This is a genomic window from Companilactobacillus hulinensis, from assembly GCF_003946555.1.
GTDB lineage: Bacteria > Bacillota > Bacilli > Lactobacillales > Lactobacillaceae > Companilactobacillus > Companilactobacillus hulinensis.
The window spans coordinates 14987-34203 of sequence record NZ_RHOO01000014.1 but is presented as its reverse complement, the minus strand read 5'-3'; the positions used below and the strand labels follow the sequence as shown (position 1 = coordinate 34203).

Genomic DNA, 19217 nt, shown 5'->3' with positions numbered 1-19217 from the left:
TTGTCTACTAATACTACAATCAAAAACAGGCAATGTCTATTAAAGACATATTACAATTTGGTAAAAGTTTTAATCCAAATATTCAACAAAAATATCTTTGTACATATCAATAAATTTCAAATACATATCTTTAGCAACATATTCATTAACTTGATGTGGTGTATCATTTCCAGGTCCAAACATTACGAAGCCGAAGTCATCTGGTTTGTTCTTCAAAAACATAGCAGCATCAGTCGTTCCGGCAACTCCGTATTTGCCGACATCTAATCCAGTATGTGCTTTCGCTACTTCGCCAGCAATTTTGAGTAATTTGGAATGATCACTAGCTTCAACTGGATTTAACTTCATGATTACATCAATTTTCAAGTGATAATCGTCATTTTCAGAATTCAATTTATCAACTAATTTTTGAATATCAGCTAGAACTTGATCACTAGTATATTCTGGCAAGGTTCTGGAGTTTATTTCAGCTTCAGCATGGTCGGGAATAGCATTGACCTGTGTGCCACCTTTGATAGTCGTGACATTGAAGATGAAGTCTCCCATGATGGAATCAGATTTACCAGTATTTTTGAATTCAGAATTGGCTTGAGCGAGGAAGTCTAACAAGTGATCGATAGCATTATTACCTGATTTTGGTGTTGAACTGTGAGCAGCCTTTCCTTCGGATGAAACTTTGATATCAAGTGAGCCCATGTGTGTATAAACAAAGTTGTATCCACCTGGTTCACCTATCAATAGTGCATCTGCATCGTCCATATAACCTTGATCAGTCAGTTGTTCAGCGCCATATTCGCCAACCTCTTCGGCAATAGTCGCGAGCAATCTGACAGTACCTGATTTTGGTAGGCCGGCATCGTGCAATTCAATCATGGCAATGACTAGAGCGGATAAACCACTCTTCATATCAACGGAACCAAGTCCGTACAAATTACCGTCTTTTTCAGTTAGTTTATGTGGATCAGTATTCCACTTGGCTAAGTTGCCGACATCGACAGTATCCATGTGTCCACTGACAGCAAGTACAGGGTTGCCTGTACCGATTTCAGCAACTAGATTGTAGCGGGTGTCGGAATACTTGATTAGTTTAGCTTCAATACCGTGTCTGCCAAATAGGGTCTTCAAATATTCGGCGACTTCTTTTTCATTGTCATTAGCTGTGTTGATGGCAACTAAGTCTGACAAAACGTGAATCTTTTCGTTCTCGTCCATTGTTAGGACTCCTTTGAATTGATTTATTAATAATTTCATACCATTCTATTTTAGAGCTGATTAGGTTGTAACCCAACAGCTAGCGGATAAATATAATCATTTTTTGCGTAATTTATTTTAAGAATATTATTGATGGTTTTTCCGCTTATGGTTACAAAATATTTGATCTGCCATGGGGACCGGTTTGAGTCGAAGTGCGGTCCCACAGCAGGCTTATTGTTTTTGAATTGTAGGTGGCAAAAAAGGCTTACTAATCCCATCAGGATTAGTAAGCCTTTTAAAATCTAATCATTCAAATTATATCTAAGTTTCATATGTTCTGATCCAGCAATAACCATGTCACCCAACAACTTAGTTTGACGTTTCAAAGCGTCATCAGCTAGTTTGTTGTTAGCATCTTCCAAGAACTTAGCGATATCGCTTTGTCCTGAAATTGCAGCATCAGTGTCATTTTGAATCTTACGATATGAACTCATTGTGTCGAGTTCATAATCATTACGCATATCAACGTAGAAGTCATAATCTGTATCACCAAGAAGGGCCGTAGTACAGCTCAACCAGTACATGTTATTCAAGTCAAATGTACCAGTAGCATTCTTGTAGCAAGCAGGTGTGTCATTTACGTTTGCGTAGAATGGAACAACTGTATTGAAGGTATTTGCACCATAAGCTAGCCATTCAACACCGGCAATTTCATCAGGAACGTTATTTCTGATTTGTAGGATATGAACGTTGTGATTACGGTTGATACCGATTGGACGGAATAATGTCTTCTCGTCTTCAGTGCCACTGCCGTAAGGATCGTATTTTGTATTCTCAAAGTGAGAACTCAAAACAAATTTAACATCTTCGATTGAGATTTTTCTGTTGGCGTGACAAATGAATGGTAGATCTGCATCCATTGGGTCATTTTCAATCTCAGGATTGAAGAACTTTTGTCCATACCAAGTACGTGGATTGTTGTAAACAGTATCTTTGATAGATGCACTACCGAAGATGTGACGGAAGTTATATTTATCGAAGTCTGGATTTAAGTGATATTTTTCAATCAAGTCCTTCAAATCATCTGAGCACAATGTGTCAGCTGAATCGAAGTCGAACTCGTCAATGTTCATACGATTTGGTGCTACAACATAAGCATCATCAGGAACACGGACGGCTGCCCAGTGGTGTCCACCGATTGTTTCGAGCCACCAAACTTCATTATTGTCATTGAAGGCAATTCCGTTTGGTTCATAAGTACCATATTTCTTCAGCAATGATCCAAGGCGTTCTACACCTTCCTTGGCACTGTGAATGTATGGTAATACTAATGTAACGATATCTTCCTCACCAATACCGCCTTCAACGAATGGATCCATACCTAAGACACGTGAGTTAGTAGTGATTGTTTCAGTAGCGGACATACCAACATTTTCACTATTGATACCAGCTGCCGGCCAAATTCCGTTAGTCAAAATTGAGTTAGGAATTGAACTGTAACGTAGTGGGTTATCAGGAAGATCGATTTTAACTTTGCTGATAACAGACTGGTAATGTCTAGGTTGATCTTCAGGTTGAACGATGACAAAACGTTGTGGGTCTAGTGCTTCATGACCATCATCGTTTCTAGAGATTATTGTAGAACCATCTATAGAGGCATCTTTACCAACTAAAATTGTCGTACATGAACCTTTGATCCTTTTTTCCATTATTAAGTACACTCCCTTTTTATTTATTAATATCATTATAACGCTTTCATTGAACTTTCTAAATGACACAAATGCTTGGAGTCTTGTTAACGAGAAATAAGTTATTAAATTATAATTGCTCTAATTAAATTAGAAGAGTACCATGGACTTACTAAATAAGTTGTGGCGGTGAATTAATTGAGAATTAATAAAGTTATAGGTGGTGCCGGTGATTTGGCGCTTGATACTAAACCAACTGATTATAAAGATAATTTATATTTAGCAGTCAATGGTGAGTGGCAGGATAAGGCTGAGATTCCAGCTGATAAGTCTAGTGCTGGGGCTTCTGTTGATCTGGAATTAGAAATTGAAAAGAATCTTATGAAGGAATTCCATGATTTTGCCGAAGATGATAGCGCAATCGATGACTCAAAGTTTTTACAGGCTATCAAATTATATCGAGTAGCTAATGCTGATAAATCATCTAAGAATTCAATATTGAAAGATATTGACCGTATCAATTCTTTGAACTCAGTAGCTGACTTGAGTAAGAACATGGCAGAGCTTGGCAAAGATAACTTTGTTATGCCATTGATACTGTTCGTTGAAGCGGACATGAAGAATACGGAGAAGAACATCGCATATATAGATGGTGCTGATTTGTTCTTGCCTGATAGATCTTATTACGATGACGATAATGAATTTGGTCATAAGTTGTTGGCTAAATATGTTGCTGTTGCTACAAAATTATTGGAGAAGTTAGGCTATAGTGATGACGATGCTAAAGAGACAGTTAAAAAAGCATCAGAATTTGACAGTTCATTAGTACCAGTTGTGAAAACTTCTGAAGAATGGGCTGAATATACTAAGATTTATAATCCTTATGATTTTGATGATTTTGTCGCTAAGTCGAACGTTTTGGATTTGAAGGATTGGATTACCGGTGAAATCAAAGATACTCCAGAAAAAGTTATTGTTGTTCAACCAAGATATATGAATAATCTAAATAAATTAGTAAATGAAGAAGCCTTTGAGAATATTAAAGCTTGGATGATCGTTCGATACTTGATGGAAAATGCCGAATACGTTAGTGAAGACTTCAGACAAACTTACGGTGAGTTCAAGTTAGCACGTAGTGGTGCCAAAGAATTGCCTACACGTACTAAGTTTGCCTATCATCTAGCAGAAAGAACATTCAGTGAAGTTGTCGGCGTCTATTATGGCAAGAAGTATTTTGGTGAAAAGGCTAAAGCTGATGTGCGTGATATGATCAAAAAGATGATCTCTATTTACGAGCAACGACTAAGTGTTAATGATTGGTTGAGTGAAGATACTAAGAAAAAGGCTATTGTTAAGCTAGAAAAAATCGTTGTGAAAGTTGGTTATCCTGATAAGATTGAGGATATTTATCAAAAACTAACAGTTGATAAGAATGCTGCATTGTATGACAACATGATGAGTTTGGGTAAAATTTTGACACAAGATAATTTAGACGATTATCAACGTCCTGTTGATCGTACTAAGTGGTTGATGCCAGGACATATGGTCAATGCTTGTTACGATTCATCGCGTAATGACATTACTTTCCCTGCTGCAATTTTGCAGACGCCATTTTATAGCTTGCAACAGACAAGCAGTGAAAACTATGGTGGTATCGGTGCTACAATTGCTCATGAGATTTCTCATGCTTTCGATAATAATGGTGCCCAATTTGATGAATACGGTAATATGCATAATTGGTGGACTAAAGAAGACTATGCTCATTTCAAAAAACTGACACAAGATATGATCGATCAATTCCAAGGCATTGCTTACGCAGGTGGTAAGGTCAATGGTAAGTTGGTCGTTAGTGAGAATATTGCTGATGTCGGTGGTATGCGCTGTGCCATTGAAGCCGCAAAGCTGGATTCAGACTATGATCCTAAACAGTTCTTTATTCAGTGGGCCAAGTCTTGGCGCTTCAAAGCTACGCAAGAATACAATGAAGACTTATTAGCAACTGATGTTCATGCACCACAACCAATGCGTGCTAATGTAATGTCACAAGACTTAGATGAGTTTTATGATGCCTTTGGTGTTAAACCAGGGGATGGCATGTGGGTCGATCCTGATAAGCGGGTTAATATTTGGTAGTTTAAATATGGGAGTCATATCTTACTTGGTATTGTTACCTCAAGTAAGTTATGGCTCTTTTTCGTATGTGGTTAATATTTCTACTAAGTAGAGACCAAAAATTACGAAATATTTTATATATTAATTATTTTAATACTAGTACAATTGCCTTATGTGACTCGATGAGGGGAGAAGCGGATGAACGACTTACTGCACAGCTATCGAATGTCCAAAGGGATAGGATTTCTGATTTTGTTCGGGCTATTTATATTTGGAACATTGCCGATCATGATAATCGCATATTGCTATCTGGCGTTAGTTTTGATTATTCACACTTGGATGAAAGTGGAGTTCAGCAAGAAGGTGAGAATCAGTTTAACGGTTATTTATGGATTTATGATGGCAATTCAGATAGCTTTCATTACGTTGACAGTATTCCCGATGCACAATGTTAATTTGATGTATTATCCTGCTAAAGTATTTGCGGTTATTTTGTTCTGCACGCCTTTTTTTGTGGAACGATTCATCACTGTTAATAATGGAGCTGAGTTCTACATGCCTACTGTTGAGGATGTGACCGCAATAAGTTTTGAGGAACTACGAGATAATACTAAGCGGATTAGATCAATGATGCAGAGTGTTTCTAATATGAAAAGAAGCGTTTCGATCGATCACGTTAAAACAGTTTTAGAAGACATTCCACGTCATAGCTCAGTCAGATACATTAATCAGGGAACGTTAACGGATTATTACTTCGATGCTGCAAAAGCTAGTCTGGATGATAATCATATTTATCTGGTTGTCTCCAATACTGGTAGTCCAGCTAGTGAGATCATCTCGGCATTCACGCAGAAGCAATTCAATCATGTATCCTTATCGTTTGATCGAAACTTAGATACTATCATCAGTTATAATGGCGGCGATAATATTTATCCCCCAGGGATGAATGCTGAGACACTAGATTTCTTTCATCAAAAGGACGATGCGTCTGTTTTGGTTTATAGTCTGCCAGTTACTAGAGAGAAGAAACAATTTTTGATCGATAAAATCGCTGAAATAAATCGTAGTGGTAGTGCATATAACTTGATCGGTCTGGTGGTCAAGCATTCATATAAACCAAATATTATGTTTTGTTCGCAGTTTGTTTATAAGATGTTAAAACTTGCTGAATTAGAGTTTTTTGAGAAGCAGGATGGTGAAGTGAGACCAACTGATTTCATCGAATTGGATTATTATAAGAAATTAGACTTTGAATATGAAATTACCTTTTAGGAACTTAAATGGTTCCTTTTTTTTATTGCCGCTTCCGGTTACAAAATATTTTATCTGCCGTGGGACCGGTTTGAGCCGAAAAGCTGTCTCAAACCTCGACTTTAAGCTTTGCTTCGCAAATCTTAAAGCTCGTCCTGTGGCTTACGCCACTATCACGGCTGATTAAACATTTTGTAACCTCCAGCTGGATTGTTTATATTTGTAAGATAGTTATTTTATTAAAATAGTAAAATTAAAAGTAGCTGGAGGTTGGAAAAAATTAGCCAGCAGTGATAGTGATGTTAGGTCGGTGTTTTTTGCCGACCTTACATTACAGGACGACTTTTGAAATCTGCATTTTATGCAGAGTTCAAAATCGAGATTTCAGACCGTACTTTGGCTGAAGTCGATCCCACAGCAGGCTAATTATTTCCAACCGGAGGCGGAAATGGAGATAGTAATGGAAACAGCCAGTCGCACACTACACTTGATGGGAACGATAATACCTATGTGGGTTGAATCTGAGAATCCAGAATCTTTGTTAGATGTCGCTGAAGCAAAGTTAGTAGATTATGAAAGACGTTTCAGCGCTAATGATGATAACTCACATTTGATGCATATTAATCAGAGCGCCGGTGTTCAGCCCATTAAAGTCGAGGATGATTTGTTTGAATTGATCAAAATTGGCAAAGAACAGAGCTTGATCCGCAATAGTGCTCTGAATATTGCTATTGGTCCGCTGATTCAGGAATGGCGAATTGGATTCGACGATGCGAAGTTTCCTAGCCAGTCAAGAATCGATGAATTGCTTCAAGTTATTGATCCAGCAGATATTGTTTTGGATGAAACTAATCAAACTGTGTTTTTAAAGCATAAGCAAATGTCGATTGATTTAGGTGCAATTGCCAAAGGGTATTTTGCGGATAAAATTATTAATTATTTCAAAGGTGAAGGCGCTAAAGCGGCCTTCATTAGTTTAGGCGGTAATGTTTTGACTTTCGGCGATGAACCTGAACACACTGACGGTATGTGGAGAGTTGGAGTTCAAAATCCTTTTCTGCCACGTGGTAATTTTGTTGCAGCAGTAAAAATCAAGAATCAATCGGTTGTTACATCAGGTATTTATGAGCGCAAGTTTGTCTGGAAGGGTCACACTTATCATCATATTTTTGATAGTCAGACTGGTTATCCCATTAAGACAGATTTAGCCAGCATTACAATAGTGGCCGACAAGTCGATCGATTGTGAGATTTGGACGACCCGGTTGTTCAGTAATAATGCGCTTGAGGCAATTGAAATACTTAATACTCTTGATGGAATTGATGGAGTAGCAGTCACAACTGATGGTCAAATGGCCTATTCAAATGGTTTGAAAACAAAAATAACGCCGGTTCAATGATAATCAACTTATCATTGAGCTGGCGTTTTTTACTTCAATATCAAATTTTAAATAGTGCAGGAATGAATCAATTAATTCTGTTTCGGCCGCAATTAAGGTTTTGTCAGCGGGATGAGCGATGAAATAATTCAGAGATATCAGGTCTAACGGTAGTTTGTAGATATTGATGTTGGCATCAGTCTTAGGAATAGGCACACTTTCTGGCAAGAATGTCACACCTAGGTTGTTGGTGGCTAGAGCTACGATGGTGAAGATATTATTACTCTCCAATGCAATATCAGGTTGAATCTTGAATTTGTGAATCAGATAGTCGACTTGTCTTCTAATCGCAGAACCATGAGTTGTAAGAATTAGTTTTTCTTGAAGCAATTCTTTGATTGAGATGCTCCCTGGTTTTAGAAGGGTTGCTCCAGCTTGGTAAAGGTTGGACGATTCAGGGATGATTGCATAGTAGCCATGTTTTCCTTGGTCATAAACCGTTAGTCGTGGTGAGATGGTCTCAGGATTCTGGCCGATGAAGAAGTCAAGATCCCCGTTGAGAGTTTTCTTTTCATTCACATCAGGGATGGCCTCATGAAGTTCAATTTTTACGTTTGGATGTGACTTGAGATAAGTTGGTAAGAATAGTGGTAATAGATAGGTTCCCAAACTAGAAAGTATCCCGATACGGATAATTGTATGTTCGGTTGATGCGTATTGTGAGATACGTTTGCGGAAGTTATCCTGTTCAACTTCCATAGAGTTCAAATATTGGTAATAAATCCGACCGGCTTCAGTTAATTGTAGTGGAGTGTCGTGTCGATTGATAATTTCGATGTCGAGTTCTTTCTCGGCTTTTTTTATTGTCTGTGTTAAGTAAGGCTGAGAAATATATAGGCTTTTTGCGGCTTTGGTATAGTTCCCATATTTGAGCAAGGTATCCAGATATTGCAGCATGTTTGGTGAATCGATCAAAGGCATTATCAACACTCCAGTCTTAGTTGCCTTTATTATAACAAATTTGTTATAGGTCAATAATTAAATAAATATTTCACAAGAATGATTTTATAATCTAAACTTTAAATTAAGGAATTTTCTAAGGATACAAAAGGAAATCCAATTTTTTTGAAATTATTTGTGAAATAAAGAACAAAAATTGAAAGGGGCACTAATATGAAATTCATCGGTATCGTCGGTACTAATGCTACCAAGTCAACCAACCGTCAATTGCTACAATTTATGCAAAAACACTTCTCATCAAGAGCAGAAATCGAGATTTGTGAGATTAAAGGTCTACCAGCTTTTAACCAACCAGAGGATCGTGTTGCTCCAGAAGGAATTCAAGTTTTATCAGATAAGGTTGAGGCCGCTGATGGTGTAATTATCGCTACTCCAGAATATGACCACACAGTTCCAGCACCATTGAAGAGTGTTTTGGAATGGTTATCATACACATCACGTCCATTCATCGATAAGCCAGTTATGATTGTCGGAGCTTCATACGGAGCTTTGGGATCATCACGTGCTCAAGGTCATTTGAGACAGATCCTTGATGCTCCAGAATTAAAGGCTCGTGTTATGCCAAGTGAAGAGTTCCTATTAGGACACTCACTACAAGCTTTTGATGATAATGGCGACTTAGTTTATGAAGATAAAGTTACTGAATTAGAAGAATGCTTCGATCAATTCTTACAATTTGTAGATATTACTAATCAACTTATTAAGAACCACAGTTTTCAAGCAGAGCAAAATAAGAACTTTAGCTGGGAAAAAGCAAGCGAAGGAGGCAATAACTAATGAAATTTATCGGAATCGTCGGAACAAACGCCGCAAAATCATATAACCGTATGTTGTTGCAATTCATGAAGAAGCATTTTAGTGACAAGGCTGAAATCGAGATTCTTGAATTAACTGATGTCCCAATGTTTGATGAATCAGATGACCAATCAGACAGCGACATTATTCAAATGTTTAACAAGAAAATCAGTGAGGCTGACGGAGTTATCATTGCAACTCCTGAACATAATCACTCAGTTCCATCAGCTTTGAACAGTATTCTTGAATGGATGTCATTCAACTTGCATCCCTTCGATGGTAAGCCAGTTATGATTGTTGGAGCTTCATTGCATCCACAAGGATCATCACGTGCACAGCTTCATTTGAGACAAATCCTTGATGCTCCAGGTGTCAATGCGACAGTTATGCCTGGTTCAGAATTCCTATTAGGACAAGCACAAAAGGCCTTCGATGAGAATGGTGATTTGAAGTCAGAGGGAACCGTTGATTTCTTGGACAGCTGTTTTACCAAGTTCCAACGCTTCACAGAAATTGCCAACTTGTTGAACGTTCCTGAAGATTTGAACTTCAAACCAGGTACATTTGAAGTTACTGCTAAAGGTCATAATGGGGACCTTCCAATGTCAGTTACTTTATCCAAAGATCGTATTGAAGACATTGATATTGACACTTCAACTGAAACACAAGGTATTGCTGATGTTGTCTTCAGTAGAATTCCACAAGAGATCGTTAATGGTCAAACTTTGAATGTTGATGTTATCTCTGGAGCTTCGATTACTAGTCACGGTGTTATCGATGGTGTTGCTAGAGCTGTCAAGATGGCCGGTGGTAATCCTGAGATTTTGAAGAAGCGTCCAAAGGCTTCAAATATCGTTCAAAAAGATGAAGAATACACAACTGATGTAGTAGTTGTCGGTGCCGGTGGTGCTGGATTAGCAGCTGCCGCAAAAGTTCTTGATGAAGATAAAAAGGTTATTATTGCTGAAAAGTTCCCATCACCAGGTGGTAATACAGTTCGTGCCGGTGGTCCAATGAACGCAGCTGATCCTGAATGGCAAAATACATTCGATGCTATTCCTGGAGAAGCACATCGTCTTAAAGAAATTAAAGATATGAAGTTAGATGATATTGATCCCGAATATCGTGATGACTTCCAAGAATTACAAAAACAAATTGGTGAATATCTTGGTAGTGACGGCAAATACTTATTCGATTCTAAGTTGTTGTTCCGTATTCAGACATACTTAGGTGGTAAGAGAACCGATCTTCAAGGTAATGAGATCCACGGACAATATGACTTAGTAAAGATCTTGACTGACCATGCTTTGGAATCAGTTAAATGGCTTGAAAAGGTCGGTGTATCATTCGATAAGAATGAAGTAGCAATGCCAGTTGGCGCTTTATGGCGTCGTGGACACAAACCTATGGGACCAGAAGGATTTGCTTACATTCAAGCACTACAAAAGTATGTTGAAGATAACGGTGGCAAATTGATGACTGAAACTCCTGTCAAAGAACTGATCATTGAAGATGGCAAGGTTTGTGGTGTTATCGCTCGTGGTGCAAACGGACAAAAGATCACTATTCACGCAGAATCAGTTGTTCTAGCATCAGGTGGTTATGGTGCTAACACTAAGATGTTGAAGAAGTACAACACTTATTGGACGGAGATCGATGATGATATCCAGACATCTAACTCACCAGCTATTACAGGTGATGGAATCAAACTTGGATTGAGTGCTGGAGCTGACTTAGTTGGTATGGGCTTCTCACAAATGATGCCAGTTTCTGATCCAGAGACAGGTGAACTATTCACTGGAGTACAAGTTCCACCAGCTAACTTCATTATGGTTAATCAACAAGGCAAACGTTTCGTTAATGAGTACGGTAGCCGTGATCAATTGACTCAGGCTGCTATCGATAACGGAAGTTTGTTCTACTTGATCGCAGATGACGGAATCAAGGATACAGCATATAACACATCTCAAGAAAAACTTGATGCACAAGTTAAAGCCGGAACCTTGTTCCGTGACGATACACTTGAAGGTTTAGCTAAACAATTGAAGATGGACCCAGAAGTATTAGTAGATACCATCAAGAAATACAACTCATATGTTGATGCCGGAAGTGATCCAGAGTTTGGTAAAGACGTCTTTGACTTGAAAGCCGTCAAAGCACCATTCTATGCCACACCAAGAAAACCAGCCGTTCATCATACAATGGGTGGATTGAAGATCGATACAGGTACACACGTATTGAATAAAGACGGGAAAGTTATTGATGGATTATACGCTGCCGGAGAAGTAGCCGGAGGATTACATGCAGGTAACCGTTTAGGTGGTAATTCATTAGCAGATATCTTCACATTTGGACGTATTGCTGGAGAGAATTCCGTTGAGGATAAACAGAGAGTGGAGCAAAACGATTAAATTCTGAGCATTTCAGAGAATGAAGAAAATTGAATAGGGGTGAACTACAATGACTAAAAAAATTAATCGTTGGCAAGTGTTAGTCGCATCAACTGCAATTTTACTTTGTACCGGAGCTGTCTATGCTTTTAGTGTTTTCGCTGGACCATTGAGTGCCAGTAAAGGCTGGAGCATGCCAGAAATCATGTTAGCTTTTACTATCAATTCCGCAATCAGCCCAATTCCTATGATTCTTGGGGGATTCTTGACTGACAAGCATTTAGCAAAATGGACTGTTGTTGTCGGTGGATTGATGTTTGGACTAGGATTCTTCCTAACAGGATTAGTTACAAGCCCAAGTATGCTGTATCTAACTTATGGATTGATCGGTGGACTTGGTCAAGGATTAGCATATTCAGGTTGTTTAAGTAACACTATTAAGCTGTTCCCAGACAAAAAGGGACTTGCTTCAGGTATTATCACTGCTGGAATGGGTGGAGCTGCTATCATCGCCGCACCTATTGCCAACAGTTTCATTCAAAGTCATGATGCATTATACGCATTCCGTATGTTAGGAATTGCATATATGATTGTTGTTGCGATTGCTAGTTTCTTCATCAAAGAAGCACCCGTTGATTTCAAACCTGAAGGTTGGAATCCTCCAGAAAGACACGGAAAAGGTCTTCCTAATAAGAATTGGATTGCTATGTTGAAGACACCATATTTCTACTTAATTTTCTTAATGCTATTCACAGGTGCCTTTTCTGGACTGATGATTGCATCTAATGCCGCTGTTATTGGACAACAAATGTTCAAACTTTCAGCTGGTACCGCTGCACTTTATGTAAGTCTATATTCATTGAGTAATTGTGCTGGTCGTGTTGTTTGGGGTACTGTTTCCGACAGATTTGGCCGTAACAATGCATTGAATATTATACTTGGAGTTATTGTTTTAGCTTTCGTTGTTTTAGTTACAGTGTCATCACAAGCTGGATTTGCAATCGGAATTATTGTCTTAGGGCTTTGTTTCGGTGGTGTAATGGGAGTTTTCCCACCACTTGTAATGGAGAATTACGGACCAGTTAACCAAGGCGTTAACTATGGAATTATCTTCTGTGGTTATTCTGGTGCTGCTTTCTTCGGACCAAAAGTTGCCGCCAATATGGCTGCAGCAAATGGCGGAGATTTCTCTAAGGCATTTTACGTAGCTATTGCCGTTGCTCTAATGGGATTAGTATTTAATCTAGTTTATATGCAATTGAAGAAGAGAGAATCTGCTGAAGTTGTTACTGGATAATAATTTAAAAATAATGTTAGTCGATCATGATAATCGACTAACATTATTTTTTTGTCATTATATTTAATTAATTGTATATGAACTTTTAAGTTGTTATGCGAACATACGTACGATAAAATATAATCTATTATATCAGTGAGTGAGGCCATATGGACAATTTAAATAAAGCGTACATTAAGATCCCTAGATCTTTTACGATGGATTATGAACAGATAGATTCAATTCTTAATGAATTAGCAGTCATAAGAAATAGCGATGTTCATGAAATTGGTTTAGATTTTACTTATACAAACTTTTTTAGTGCAGAACTATCGACTTTCTTAGGAATTATTATTCAGCACTTACAGAGTGAAGGTTATGAATTGTTTGCTAGAAATTTAAAAATTGACTCCAAGGTTGGAAGAATTCTATCGAAAAATGAATTCCTTAAATTGATTATGGACAAAGATCCAATAAGGGATACGTATAATTCCACCATAAAATACGTAAAAGTTAATTCTGAAAATATTAATTCTATAAATAGTTACTTAGAAAATAATTTTATTCCTAAGTTTGAAAGCACAGTAAAAACTAGTGGCTTGAATAAGGAATTAGAGGAATCATTTAAAGATTCCATATTTGAGTTTTCTGATAATATTAGCTCCCATTCCCATTCAAAATATTTGTATATGTGTGGACAATATTTCTATAATAACAAGGAATTAAAAATGGCTATTGCAGATATGGGTATTACTATTCCTAGGAATCTTAGAGAACATCATGTTTTGGTAGGTGGCGTTAGCGATGATGAATATATTGACTGGGCTATGCAAAAAGGAAATTCCACAAAAGGAATCCCACAAAGTGGCATGGGCTTGAATGAGATAAAAGAGGCTATGAAAAGATTAGGCCATATGACCATAGTATCTAATAGAGGATATTGGAAGCAAAGCTATGATGGTACAATAGAAAAGAAATTATTATCTGAGCCATTTCCTGGAACTTTGTTGCATATGAATATTTTGCTGAACAAGAGTAGTGACTATGAGAATGACATTTTAAATATATTTGAGAATGATGACGATTTGGTATTCTAATTTCTGAATTAGGAGATTACATATGAATAAAAAAATAATTGTAAAAGATATTATAGAGAGTCCCCTAGCCGTTAATACTAAGCAAGGAAAAGAAGTTTTTGAAGTTATAGAGAAAGAATTAGGTAAACAAAACGTAGTAGATGTCGACTTCAGTGGATTAACGACTATTACCACGGCATTTTTGAATTTGTCTATTGGTAAGCTATATAGCCTGGATGAACCTAGAGAATTAAATAAGCGTGTGAAGATATTAAGTGATTCGTTAACAGTGTTTCAAAAACAAAAAATTCAAAGAGTAATGGAAAATGCCAAAATAAAAATTTCTGATGAAGAACTAAATGAAGGGTAAATATGAATCAATTGGGAACCTTTAAGCTACATAAAAATTCTAAGCTTAAAAATGGTAATTACTTATTGGATACTAATATTTTTTTGTATTTGTTAGATGATATTCAGCAAAAAAATGATCCCGGTTATTCCGATATTATTTATGAATCTAATAATTTGGAGGGTGTAAACTTCTTTGTTGATATATACATAATCTCGGAGTTTATCAATCGTAACTTGAGAAACTCTGGTTACGCCTATGCTAAGAAGAATAATATTTCTAAGTACAATTATAAAAGAGATTATAGAAGCACAGTGGACTTTGAAGAAACCTATGAGTACAGTCTAGATTTAGTGAAAAATGATATATTGACTTTATGTAATATGTCCAAATCACTTGATCGTGATTACTTGATGGGAGCTATAGATAATCCCCAAGCCAAAGACTTTAATGACCAGTTGATAATTAATGATGCAGTTCAAAATGATTTGAACATAATTACGCATGACAGAGATTATTTTAAATTGAAAAGCATTAATCCTGATTTGCCTGCAATGTACACTTTGGGAAAACTAAAATAGGAGAATAACAATGATTGTATTCAAGAGAGTATTACTCCATGTGGTATTAAACTAAACAAATCTAACTACATGGAGAGAACGAAAATGAATAATATTTATGATAATGAGAACTTTTTTGAGAAATACAGCCAAATGAATCGCAGTGTTAATGGATTATCAGGTGCTGGTGAATGGAGCACTTTGAAACCCATGTTTCCTGATTTTACTGGTAAGACGGTACTAGACCTGGGATGCGGGTATGGATGGCATGATAGATATGCTGTTCAAAATGGTGCTGAATCTGTGATAGGTGTTGATTTATCAGAAAAAATGTTGAAGGTAGCAAAAGAAAAGACCAATACTGACAAGATAAGATATATTCAAGATGATATTTCTAAAATCAATTTTGAAGATGATCAATTCTATGTGGTGATCAGTTCGTTGGCACTTCATTATATAGGATCATTCAATGATTTGGTTGTTAAGATAGGCAAATATCTCAGATCTGATGGGACATTCATATTTTCAGTTGAACATCCGATTTTTACTGCACAGGGTAGTGAAGAATGGGATTACGATGATAATGGCAAAATAAAGGATTTTCCAGTTGATAATTACTTCTATGAAGGTAAACGTGAAACTGATTTCTTAGGTGAAACAGTCGTGAAGTATCACAAGACATTAACGACTTATCTGGATGGATTGTTAACTAATGGCTTTAGACTAGATCGGGTAGTTGAGCCAATGCCACCCAAAAATATGATGGATATTCCTGGAATGAAAGATGAAATGCGCCGTCCGATGATGCTGATAATTTCAGCTACAAATACAAAGTAGCTTTTGATTGAAAAGTTAAGTATGGGAGTATAACATGTTCCTCTATACCACAAGTTATTGGAGGAATGTATATATGTCCTTAACTGATGAAGAACGAGCAGCAACAATTAAAGAATTTCATGCTAATTTAAAAATTTCAGAGTTGACCTTTGCTCAAATAGCCGATGCATTGGATACAACGGCCGGAGTTATTGAAGATGTCTTAAACTTAAAGGTTAAAAAAATCGAAGATCCGTGGATCCTTAGAAATTATCTGATGAAAGAAATTATTGATTCAAATAAAGATCCAGTACCGTTCACAGCTTTGGCTGGTGATTATCATGATTACTGGTTCTTGGATTCTAAGATTATTGATACAGGTAAAATAGTGTAAACAAAAAAAAGCGTTACAAAACACGGTTAACTTTTGAGTATAACCTAAAAAATCCTCGTATTTACATAAGTAAATGCGAGGATTTTTTTAGTTAAACGGAAGAAGTTGTGCTTTGTAGGACATTTACGCCACAATTTTAATGATATGACATTATTTTGGAAGCTCAATTCCGGCACTAGTTAGTGCTGTTAAATATTTTTTCATCAGGATATTCTTAACTTGAAATTGTTCGCCATGTTTGGTGAATGCAATAACTTGAATAACTATAGTTCCGTCATTTAGATTAGAAAAGCCCAGAATAGACGGTTTTTGAGTTATCTTTAAAGCTTTTAAATCCAACTCTTTATCGACGTGTTCGATGACATCTTTGATAGTGTCAAAAGGAGAATTACTGGAAACAGGTATTTCAACTAGAGCCCGCATGTCGTTACGTGAAAGATTACTTACCACAGTGATGTTGCGGTTGGGAATAAAATTAAGCGTTCCATCAACACTCTTTAACTGTGTAGTCCGAATACCAACGTAGGTAACGGTGCCTTCAATACCATTGATATTAATGTAGTCGCCGACACTTATTTGTTGCTCTAATAAGATGAAGAAGCCATTGACCATATCGGAAACGAACCCTTGTGCTCCAAGTCCAATTGCCAAACTGAATATTCCGGCACCAGCAATCAAAGTTCCCACAGGGATGCCGATTGCTGACAGAATTGCATAGATCCAGAAGAATAATAGAACGTATTTGAAAATATTCAGTACGATCGTATAAATGGTATCCATTTTGTTTTGTGAAATAGGATTCTTACTCAGCTTAAAATCACTTTTGAAAATATGTTTGATGATTTTTTTGCCGATCCAATTTATTAGTAGCAGGACTATGGTAAGTAAGACCAATTGGGTTATGACTGAGAGGATATGTTGAGCTAATCCTTCCCAATCAAATTTGAATAGTAATTTCTTGATGAATTGGTTTATGCTTAGTGTAAGTTGCAAAATGAGACATCCTTTCTATCTTTATTAGTATAACTTATTAAGTTGTCGTACAAACATTCCAATAGTTAAAACTATTTATATAATTTATTATATATAAATTCTGAAAGCGCTTGCGTACGTGTATAATAAATATTAAAATTATGTTTGTGAAGAACTTTGCAATTCTTGTGCAAAATGTCAATCAACGGGAGGCTATTTATGAAAATTGAAGCTATCGTGGGCTCAAATAAAAAGCTGTCTTATAATCGTAAACTATTACAGTTTATCAGTAAACATTTCACCGACGATGAAATTCATATTAATGAAATAAAAGATATTCCGATGTTCAATGAAAATTATCCGGCGGGTGAAGATGATCATGATCCAGAACTTATTACAGAGTTGGCTAAGCGTATTGAAGATGCTGACGCTGTGATCATTGGATGCCCTGAATATAATCATTCCGTGCCTTCAGCATTGAAGAGCGTGATTGAATGGCTGTCATATCGCATTCATCCACTTGGAGGCAAACCAGTCATGATTGTTGGTGCTTCGATTCATCCTCAAGGATCATCACGTTCACAGACACATTTGCGTGAAATTCTTGATTCTCCAGGAGTTAATGCTGAAGTATTTCCTGGTAATGAGTTCTTCTTGGGTACAGCGAAGAAAGCTTTTGATGAAAATGGAGATTTGATCAATCAAGGAACAGTTGGATTCTTGGAGCAATGTTTTGATGGATTCAGAATATATGCGGATGAAATTCATAAGTTCAAATAATTTGGGAAGGAAGTAGACTTTATGAAACTTGTTGCTATTGTCGGTACCAATGCTGACTTTTCATATAACCGTATCCTATTGCAATATATGAAATGGCATTTTAGAATGGCTGCCGATATTGAAATACTAGAAGTGAAACAATTGCCGCCTTTCAATGAGGACTTACCAGATAGTGAGCAAACTGAAGTTTGGCGTTTCAATACGAAAATCAATAATGCGGATGGTGTAATTATTGCCACGCCAGAGTACGATCATTCAATTCCAGCTGCTTTGAAGAGCGGATTAGAATGGTTATCATTCAATCGTGACACTATGAAAGAAAAACCAGTCATGATCGTCGGTGTTTCCTATGGAACACAAGGAACATCACGTGCACAACAACAGTTACGTCAAATGTTGCTGTCACCAGATTTGAATTCAGATGTTTTACCTGGTAATGAAGTCTTGATTGGAAATGCTGCCAAAGTATTCGATAAGAATGGATTTGTGACTGATATTAATATTGTTCATAATCTTGAAACCAGCTTTACGGCATTTAATAAATTTGTAAAATCGAATATGCGTTATTTGGAAAGAGGAGACGATAATATGACAGAACCACATATTAGTAGTGATGCTAAGATTCAATTCCGTACAGGTAGTTTAAGCATCAAAGAAATTCAACAAATCTTTAATACTCTACCATTCGAAATTGACTTTATTGATGCAAATGATGAATTTTCATATTTCTCAGATAAACCAAACCGTGAACACGTGCGTCACACAGCCGAAATTGGAGAACCAGTACAACAATGTCACCCACCAAAGGTATGGCCTATTGTTAAGTCGATCTTTGATAGTTTCAAGTTAGGCACACAAGATCATGTTGAACGTTGTCTACCATTGAATGGACACAAGGTATGGATCAATTACTTTGCTGTTCGTGATGAAAATGGCAAGTACTTAGGTACTATGGAATTCACTGGTAATGTGGGTCACCTTGTTACACTTGTTAAAGAAGGCAAGTTCGATGGATTCCCAGAAGGAGCTGACGCAACAACAGGAGCTTCAAAACATGATGACGCAGAGCCCGAACAACCAGCTGGTCCAGCAATGAATGCACAAGCAGATGCAACAACAGGAGCTTCAGAACATTCTGATGAGGATGAAGATAAGACTGAATAATT

At 37.0% G+C, this 19217-nt stretch carries 17 protein-coding genes; 13 read left to right on the top strand and 4 right to left on the bottom strand.

Translation table 11 applies throughout. The features are described from left to right. Nucleotides 1-69: 69 nt before the first annotated feature. Nucleotides 70-1212 (bottom strand): ArgE/DapE family deacylase, encoded by a 1143-nt coding sequence (locus EKM66_RS08095; protein ID WP_125763446.1) that lies wholly within the window; start codon nucleotides 1210-1212, stop codon nucleotides 70-72. A 284-nt stretch (nucleotides 1213-1496) separates the two neighbouring features. Further along, complete coding sequence (locus EKM66_RS08090; protein ID WP_125763443.1) at nucleotides 1497-2903, bottom strand: C69 family dipeptidase; 1407 nt, start codon at nucleotides 2901-2903, stop codon at nucleotides 1497-1499. Between the two features lie 177 nt (nucleotides 2904-3080). On the opposite strand from EKM66_RS08090, the gene EKM66_RS08085 reads away from it, so the two are divergent. The 3 genes from EKM66_RS08085 to EKM66_RS08075 all read left to right on the top strand — a co-directional run bounded on the left by EKM66_RS08085 (nucleotide 3081) and on the right by EKM66_RS08075 (nucleotide 7644). Next, nucleotides 3081-5015: a M13 family metallopeptidase gene (locus EKM66_RS08085; RefSeq protein WP_125763441.1), complete on the top strand. Its 1935-nt coding sequence runs from the start codon at nucleotides 3081-3083 to the stop codon at nucleotides 5013-5015. Nucleotides 5016-5192: 177 nt separating this feature from the next. Beyond that, nucleotides 5193-6266: a C40 family peptidase gene (locus tag EKM66_RS08080; protein WP_125763439.1), complete on the top strand. Its 1074-nt coding sequence runs from the start codon at nucleotides 5193-5195 to the stop codon at nucleotides 6264-6266. A gap of 439 nt (nucleotides 6267-6705) precedes the next feature. Then, a complete protein-coding gene (locus tag EKM66_RS08075) occupies nucleotides 6706-7644 on the top strand; it encodes an FAD:protein FMN transferase (RefSeq protein ID WP_125763516.1) in 939 nt (312 codons plus the stop codon). Nucleotides 7645-7647: 3 nt separating this feature from the next. Here the strand turns inward: EKM66_RS08075 and EKM66_RS08070 are convergent, their stop codons facing one another. After that, nucleotides 7648-8604 (bottom strand): LysR family transcriptional regulator, encoded by a 957-nt coding sequence (locus tag EKM66_RS08070; RefSeq protein WP_125763437.1) that lies wholly within the window; start codon nucleotides 8602-8604, stop codon nucleotides 7648-7650. A gap of 192 nt (nucleotides 8605-8796) precedes the next feature. Here EKM66_RS08070 and EKM66_RS08065 point away from each other — a divergent pair, with 192 nt between their 5' ends. The 8 genes from EKM66_RS08065 (at nucleotide 8797) to EKM66_RS08030 (ending at nucleotide 16299) form a co-directional block, all read left to right on the top strand. After that, nucleotides 8797-9420 (top strand): NADPH-dependent FMN reductase, encoded by a 624-nt coding sequence (locus EKM66_RS08065; protein WP_125763435.1) that lies wholly within the window; start codon nucleotides 8797-8799, stop codon nucleotides 9418-9420. Beyond that, nucleotides 9420-11849, top strand: a complete 2430-nt coding sequence (locus EKM66_RS08060; protein WP_125763433.1) for a flavocytochrome c — start codon at nucleotides 9420-9422, stop codon at nucleotides 11847-11849. The genes EKM66_RS08065 and EKM66_RS08060 overlap by 1 nt, the downstream gene beginning before the upstream one ends. Before the next feature lie 49 nt (nucleotides 11850-11898). Beyond that, entirely contained in the window at nucleotides 11899-13125 is a 1227-nt protein-coding gene (locus EKM66_RS08055) for an L-lactate MFS transporter (RefSeq protein ID WP_125763431.1), read from the top strand. Between the two features lie 149 nt (nucleotides 13126-13274). Next, the gene (locus tag EKM66_RS08050; protein WP_125763428.1) at nucleotides 13275-14201 is read left to right on the top strand and encodes a hypothetical protein; all 927 of its coding nucleotides are present in this window, start codon (nucleotides 13275-13277) and stop codon (nucleotides 14199-14201) included. A 22-nt stretch (nucleotides 14202-14223) separates the two neighbouring features. Then, nucleotides 14224-14550 carry an STAS-like domain-containing protein gene (locus EKM66_RS08045; protein WP_125763426.1) on the top strand — a complete coding sequence of 109 codons (327 nt, stop codon included), beginning with the start codon at nucleotides 14224-14226 and terminating at the stop codon, nucleotides 14548-14550. Nucleotides 14551-14552: 2 nt separating this feature from the next. Next, the gene (locus EKM66_RS08040) at nucleotides 14553-15110 is read left to right on the top strand and encodes a hypothetical protein (protein WP_125763424.1); all 558 of its coding nucleotides are present in this window, start codon (nucleotides 14553-14555) and stop codon (nucleotides 15108-15110) included. An 84-nt stretch (nucleotides 15111-15194) separates the two neighbouring features. Continuing rightward, complete coding sequence (locus tag EKM66_RS08035; protein ID WP_125763422.1) at nucleotides 15195-15926, top strand: class I SAM-dependent methyltransferase; 732 nt, start codon at nucleotides 15195-15197, stop codon at nucleotides 15924-15926. A gap of 73 nt (nucleotides 15927-15999) precedes the next feature. Further along, complete coding sequence (locus tag EKM66_RS08030) at nucleotides 16000-16299, top strand: DUF2316 family protein (RefSeq protein ID WP_125763420.1); 300 nt, start codon at nucleotides 16000-16002, stop codon at nucleotides 16297-16299. 150 nt (nucleotides 16300-16449) lie between these two features. On the opposite strand, the gene EKM66_RS08025 is transcribed toward EKM66_RS08030, so the two are convergent. Then, entirely contained in the window at nucleotides 16450-17292 is an 843-nt protein-coding gene (locus EKM66_RS08025) for a mechanosensitive ion channel family protein (RefSeq protein ID WP_125763418.1), read from the bottom strand. 198 nt (nucleotides 17293-17490) lie between these two features. On the opposite strand from EKM66_RS08025, the gene EKM66_RS08020 reads away from it, so the two are divergent. Then, nucleotides 17491-18051, top strand: coding sequence for an NADPH-dependent FMN reductase (locus EKM66_RS08020; protein WP_125763416.1), 561 nt, complete (start codon nucleotides 17491-17493; stop codon nucleotides 18049-18051). Between the two features lie 21 nt (nucleotides 18052-18072). After that, nucleotides 18073-19215, top strand: coding sequence for an NAD(P)H-dependent oxidoreductase (locus EKM66_RS08015; protein ID WP_125763414.1), 1143 nt, complete (start codon nucleotides 18073-18075; stop codon nucleotides 19213-19215). Nucleotides 19216-19217: the final 2 nt, after the last annotated feature.

What these genes read in the sequence shown, in the direction of transcription:
- EKM66_RS08065 (WP_125763435.1), top strand. Translation starts at nt 8,797, where the DNA reads ATGAAATTCATCGGTATCGTCGGTACTAATGCTACCAAGTCAACCAAC.
- EKM66_RS08015 (WP_125763414.1), top strand. Translation starts at nt 18,073, where the DNA reads ATGAAACTTGTTGCTATTGTCGGTACCAATGCTGACTTTTCATATAAC.
- EKM66_RS08030 (WP_125763420.1), top strand. Translation starts at nt 16,000, where the DNA reads ATGTCCTTAACTGATGAAGAACGAGCAGCAACAATTAAAGAATTTCAT.
- EKM66_RS08070 (WP_125763437.1), bottom strand. Translation starts at nt 8,604, where the DNA reads ATGCCTTTGATCGATTCACCAAACATGCTGCAATATCTGGATACCTTG.
- EKM66_RS08020 (WP_125763416.1), top strand. Translation starts at nt 17,491, where the DNA reads ATGAAAATTGAAGCTATCGTGGGCTCAAATAAAAAGCTGTCTTATAAT.
- EKM66_RS08090 (WP_125763443.1), bottom strand. Translation starts at nt 2,903, where the DNA reads ATGGAAAAAAGGATCAAAGGTTCATGTACGACAATTTTAGTTGGTAAA.
- EKM66_RS08040 (WP_125763424.1), top strand. Translation starts at nt 14,553, where the DNA reads ATGAATCAATTGGGAACCTTTAAGCTACATAAAAATTCTAAGCTTAAA.
- EKM66_RS08055 (WP_125763431.1), top strand. Translation starts at nt 11,899, where the DNA reads ATGACTAAAAAAATTAATCGTTGGCAAGTGTTAGTCGCATCAACTGCA.
- EKM66_RS08045 (WP_125763426.1), top strand. Translation starts at nt 14,224, where the DNA reads ATGAATAAAAAAATAATTGTAAAAGATATTATAGAGAGTCCCCTAGCC.
- EKM66_RS08080 (WP_125763439.1), top strand. Translation starts at nt 5,193, where the DNA reads ATGAACGACTTACTGCACAGCTATCGAATGTCCAAAGGGATAGGATTT.
- EKM66_RS08060 (WP_125763433.1), top strand. Translation starts at nt 9,420, where the DNA reads ATGAAATTTATCGGAATCGTCGGAACAAACGCCGCAAAATCATATAAC.
- EKM66_RS08050 (WP_125763428.1), top strand. Translation starts at nt 13,275, where the DNA reads ATGGACAATTTAAATAAAGCGTACATTAAGATCCCTAGATCTTTTACG.
- EKM66_RS08095 (WP_125763446.1), bottom strand. Translation starts at nt 1,212, where the DNA reads ATGGACGAGAACGAAAAGATTCACGTTTTGTCAGACTTAGTTGCCATC.
- EKM66_RS08075 (WP_125763516.1), top strand. Translation starts at nt 6,706, where the DNA reads ATGGAAACAGCCAGTCGCACACTACACTTGATGGGAACGATAATACCT.
- EKM66_RS08035 (WP_125763422.1), top strand. Translation starts at nt 15,195, where the DNA reads ATGAATAATATTTATGATAATGAGAACTTTTTTGAGAAATACAGCCAA.